Source organism: Agromyces binzhouensis (genome assembly GCF_004135055.1).
GTDB lineage: Bacteria > Actinomycetota > Actinomycetes > Actinomycetales > Microbacteriaceae > Agromyces > Agromyces binzhouensis.
Window position 1 is genome coordinate 1 of the sequence record NZ_SDPL01000245.1, and the last position, 4,608, is coordinate 4,608.

Annotated in this window: 5 protein-coding genes; all 5 read left to right on the plus strand. The window is 74.4% G+C overall.

Annotated elements, in window-relative coordinates:
- Positions 1-238 precede the first annotated feature (238 nt).
- The 5 genes from ESO86_RS11750 to ESO86_RS11770 all read left to right on the plus strand — a co-directional run bounded on the left by ESO86_RS11750 (position 239) and on the right by ESO86_RS11770 (position 4,587).
- Complete coding sequence (locus tag ESO86_RS11750) at positions 239-976, plus strand: PspA/IM30 family protein (RefSeq protein ID WP_129235201.1); 738 nt, start codon at positions 239-241, stop codon at positions 974-976.
- A 116-nt stretch (positions 977-1,092) separates the two neighbouring features.
- Positions 1,093-1,692 (plus strand): J domain-containing protein, encoded by a 600-nt coding sequence (locus ESO86_RS11755; RefSeq protein WP_129235202.1) that lies wholly within the window; start codon positions 1,093-1,095, stop codon positions 1,690-1,692.
- A 55-nt stretch (positions 1,693-1,747) separates the two neighbouring features.
- Entirely contained in the window at positions 1,748-2,590 is an 843-nt protein-coding gene (locus tag ESO86_RS11760) for an arginase family protein (protein WP_129235203.1), read from the plus strand.
- 117 nt (positions 2,591-2,707) lie between these two features.
- Positions 2,708-4,159, plus strand: coding sequence for a dihydrolipoyl dehydrogenase family protein (locus ESO86_RS11765; RefSeq protein WP_129235204.1), 1,452 nt, complete (start codon positions 2,708-2,710; stop codon positions 4,157-4,159).
- Positions 4,156-4,587 carry a Fe-S oxidoreductase gene (locus tag ESO86_RS11770; RefSeq protein WP_129235205.1) on the plus strand — a complete coding sequence of 144 codons (432 nt, stop codon included), beginning with the start codon at positions 4,156-4,158 and terminating at the stop codon, positions 4,585-4,587. The genes ESO86_RS11765 and ESO86_RS11770 overlap by 4 nt, the downstream gene beginning before the upstream one ends.
- Positions 4,588-4,608 lie beyond the last annotated feature (21 nt).

Here is a 4,608-nt window from a genome sequence, read left to right on the forward strand (position 1 = left end):
GGCGGCATCCTGATCGACTCGATGCTCGGGGGCGGGCGGCGCGGCGGAGGATTCGGCGGGGGCTTCCCCGGGGGATCCGGCGGTCGCCGCGCGTCAGGCGGGTTCGGCGGCGGCCGACGCGCTCCGGGCAGCTTCGGCGGATCCGCGACACGCTCGAGGCGCGGGAGCGGAGGCCGCTTCTGACGCCGCCCACCGACCAGCACGACCCCGTTCGATCACCACACGGAAGGACACCATGATGGCCAAGCAGTCCATCTTCGGACGCATCTCGCAGCTGCTGCGAGCCAACATCAACGCGCTCATCGACCAGGCCGAGGACCCCGAGGTCATGCTCGACCAGATGGTGCGCGACTTCACGAACTCGATCGCCGATGCCGAGGCCGCGATCGCCGAGACGATCGGCAACCTGCGGCTGCTCGAGGACGACCACCGCGAGGACGTCGAGGCGGCCCGCGAGTGGGGCGACAAGGCGCTGGCCGCGAGCCGCAAGGCCGACGAGCTGCGGACCGCGGGCGACACGGTCGACGCGGACAAGTTCGACAACCTCGCCAAGGTCGCCCTCAGCCGCCAGATCTCCTCCGAGAACGAGGCTCGGGCCGCGGAGCCGCAGATCGCGGCCCAGACCGAGGTCGTCGAGAAGCTGAAGGCCGGACTGAACGGCATGAAGCAGAAGCTCGTCGAGCTCCAAAACAAGCGCGCGCAGCTGATCGCGCGCGCGAAGACCGCGGCCGCGCAGCAGCAGGTGCACGCAGCCGTGAAGTCGATCGACATCCTCGACCCCACCAGCGAGATCGGGCGCTTCGAGGACAAGGTGCGTCGCGAGGAGGCGAAGGCGCGCGGCCAGGCCGAACTGGCGGCGTCGAGCCTCGACGCCCAGTTCAACGAGCTCGACGACCTCGGCGAGCTCACCGAGGTCGAGGCCCGGCTCGCCATGCTGAAGTCCGGTGGCGCGCAGGGGCAGATCTCCGGCTCCTGACCCGTGCGGATGTCGCGGGGGCGCCGCACGGGCGGCCCCCGCGGCATCCGCATCCCTGCCGGCCGCGACGACTGCCCACCAGGTTCGAGCCCTCCGGCCACGAGGAGGTGCGGAGCATGACTCCCGACGACGCGGCGCGCGTGCTCGGCGTCGACCGCGACGCCGACCAGCCGGCGCTCGATCGGGCGTACCGACGCCTCGCGCGCGAGCTGCACCCCGATCGCTTCGTCGGGGCGCCGGAGTCCGAGGTCCGCGCGGCGAGCGCTCGCTTCATCGAGGTCGGTCGGGCGTACCGCCTGCTCTCCGAGGCGAGGACCGCCGGCGGCGTCGACCGTGCCGCCGGGCCGATCGTCGCCGAGGCCCGATCGCCGGGCGCCCCCCGCACCGTGCCCCTGGGGCCGTTCAGCGCGCGACTGTTCGCGACGTGGGTCGCCCTCCTCCTGCTCGGCGCGCTCCTGTCGACGTCGACGGATCCGATCTTCACCCCCCTCGACCTCTGGGGGCGGCTCGCGCTGCTCGTCGCCGCGGCGATCGCGACCGGGCTCACCCGGCGGAGGTGGGCGTGGCGGGCGACGCTGGTGCTCCTCGGGCTCAGCGGGCTCGCGGTGATCGCGTCGACGACCGTCGCGTCGCTCCTCGGGCTCGGCCTCATGGCGGTCGCCGCCGTGGGCATCGCCGTCCAGGCGGGGCTCGTGCGCTTCCCGGACCAGGGCTGACGACGAGCACCGGCGACGCTCGCGCCGGGTTGCCGCGAGGAACATACTGGGAACCATGCCGGCCGCCTTCGTCGTCGTCCCCGAATGGCAGGGTTCCGTCTCCGCGCGTGCGATGAGCCACGCGGACGGGGCGCACGCCATCAGCGGGGACCTCCCCTCCGCCGCCACCGTCCTCGTGGACGTCCCCGTCGAGGCGGGCGACTCGCTCGGCACCGGCGTGCACCGCTACAGCGCACTGCGGAGGGTCGGCGACCGCACGCGCGAGGCGATGCAGGGACTGGCGGGGACGCGGATCGCGATCGGCGGCGACTGCGGGATCGCGCTGGCCTCCGTGGCGACCGCGGCGGCGGGCGACGGCGACTCGCTCGCCGTGCTCTGGCTCGACGCCCACCCCGACCTCAACTCCCCCGACACGAGCCCGTCCGGCGCGTTCAACGGCATGGTGCTCCGGGCCATCGCGGGAGACGGCGCCGAGGGGCTGGCGCTACGCGACGGCGAGCGCGTCGACCCGTCGAGGCTGGTCCTCGGCGGCGTGCGCGCGCTCGACGAGGGCGAGGAGGCGTTCATCGACGAGCACGGGATCGCGATGGTCGACGTCGACCGCTTCCGGGAGCCGATGGCGATCGTCGAGACGATCCTCGCGACGGGGGCCTCGCGGGTGTACATCCACGTCGACCTCGACGTGCTCGATCCGTCCGCGATCGCCGGCCTGTCCTACCCGCTCCCGTTCGGCGCCGACCCCGACGACCTGGTGTCGCTCGTGCGCGCCGTCGTCGCCGACGTCCCGCTCGCCGGCGCCTCGATCGCCGGCTTCGCACCGGCGTCGCCCGAGGCGGCGCTCGACGACCTGCCCACGATCCTCCGCCTCATCGGCGCCCTCGCCTCCGGAGCGCGCTGAGCCGACGGCCACGGGCCCCGCGGCGCGGGGCCGGTCGGAACGCGCCGTTCCCCTCGCGGCATCCGCTCCCTAGGCTGTCGTGGGGGCCGGACGCGATCCGGCGGGAAGGGGGCCCGAATGGCCAGGGAGTTCGACCTCATCGTGCTCGGCGCGGGGGCGGTCGGCGAGAACGTGGCCGACCGGGCTCGCGCCGCGGGACTCGAGGTCGCCGTCGTCGAGCACCAACTGGTCGGGGGCGAGTGCACCTTCTGGGCGTGCGTGCCCTCGAAGACGCTGCTGCGCAGCGGGCTCGCGCTGCGTGCCGCACAGCGCGTGCCGGGTGCCGCCGAGGCCGTGACGGGGACCCTCGACGCCGACGCCACGTTCCGGCGTCGCGACTACTGGACGTCCGACTGGCGCGATGCCGGCGGCGTGCACTGGCTGACCGGCATCGGCGCAGTGCTCGTGCGCGGTCACGGGCGCCTCGCCGGCGAGCGACGGGTCCTCGTGACGCCCACGGACGGCGGCCCCGAGGAGGAGCTCCTCGCGCGGCACGCGGTGGCGATCTGCACGGGCTCGGATCCGGTGGTCCCGGACATCCCCGGACTCGCCGAAGCCGGACCCTGGGTGAGCCGCGACGCGACGAGTTCGCATCGGGTGCCCGGGCGCCTCGCGATCATCGGCGGCGGTGTCGTCGCCGTCGAGATGGCGACCGCCTACGCGGGCCTCGGCTCCAAGGTGACGATGCTGGTCCGGCATGGGCTGCTGGGCTCGCTCGAGCCGTTCGCCGCGGAGGCGGTCGGCGAGGGCCTCGCGGACCTCGGCGTCGAGGTCCGCTTCGGGGCCAGCGCGCGCCGCGTCGAACGGAACGCGTCGAACGAGGTCGTGCTCGAGCTCGACGACGGCTCGACGCTGACCGCCGACGAGGTGCTCGTCGCGACCGGGCGGCGCCCCCGCACCGCAGGGATCGGGCTCGAGACCGCGGGCCTCCGGCCGGGTTCGCCGATCGAGGTGGACGACACGCTGGCGGCCACCGCGGTTCCCGCCGTCGACGGGTCGCCGTGGCTGTACGCGGCGGGCGACGTGGTGGGTCGAGCCGAGTTCACCCACCAGGGCAAGTACCAGGCGCGCGCCGCGGGCGACGTCATCGGGGCTCGAGCGCTCGGGCGCCCCGTGGACGCGGGCCGCTACGGCGTGCACGCGGCGACGGCCGACCACACGGCCGTGCCGAGCGTCGTGTTCTCGGACCCCGAGGTCGGCAGCGTGGGACTCACGAGCGCCCAGGCTGCGGATCGGGGCCTGTCGGTGCGCACGCCCGAGGTTCCGTTCTCGAGCGTGAGCGGCGCGGGCATCCTCGCCGACGACTATCGCGGACGGGCGCGCCTCGTGATCGACGCCGACCGGGACGTCGTGGTCGGCGCCACGTTCGTCGGGCAGGGCGTCTCCGAGCTCGTCCAGCAGGCGACGATCGCCATCGTCGGCGAAGTCCCGGTGTCGCGCCTGTGGCACGCGGTCCCGGCCTTCCCGACGCTGAGCGAGGTGTGGTTGCGGCTGCTCGAGGCCGACGGCCGGCCCGAGGTCGTCGAGTGAGCCGGACGGTGCGGGTGCGGCTCACGGACTCCCCGATCAGCAGCGCGGGCTACTGGTGGGCCACGGCGGTGGGGTTCACGTGGGGCTTCCTGTGGAGCCGTGGGCGCGTCGAGGTGCGCCGGGGACTCGTCGTGTTCCGCGGGATGCCGCGCTGGACGTTCGGTCGCGGCGGCTCCTGCGTGGGAGGCTGCTACCTGACCGACCGGAACGACTCCGACGCCGTGCTCGGCCACGAGGCGGTCCACCGGGAGCAGTGGCGCACGTACGGCCTGCTCTTCCCGATCCTGTACTGGATGTCGGGGCGGAACCCGCTGACGAACCGGTTCGAGATCGAGGCGGGGCTCGAGGCGGGCGGCTACCTCCCTCGGCGACGCACGCGGTCCGGCGACCGCCGTCGCGAGGCCGCGGACGCGCGGCGACCGGCCTGAGCCGGAGACCCGACGGGCCGG

Bases quoted from the DNA above. Each gene is read 5' to 3' on its own strand.
- ESO86_RS11760 (WP_129235203.1), top strand. From the start codon at position 1,748: ATGCCGGCCGCCTTCGTCGTCGTCCCCGAATGGCAGGGTTCCGTCTCC.
- ESO86_RS11750 (WP_129235201.1), top strand. From the start codon at position 239: ATGGCCAAGCAGTCCATCTTCGGACGCATCTCGCAGCTGCTGCGAGCC.
- ESO86_RS11765 (WP_129235204.1), top strand. From the start codon at position 2,708: ATGGCCAGGGAGTTCGACCTCATCGTGCTCGGCGCGGGGGCGGTCGGC.
- ESO86_RS11755 (WP_129235202.1), top strand. From the start codon at position 1,093: ATGACTCCCGACGACGCGGCGCGCGTGCTCGGCGTCGACCGCGACGCC.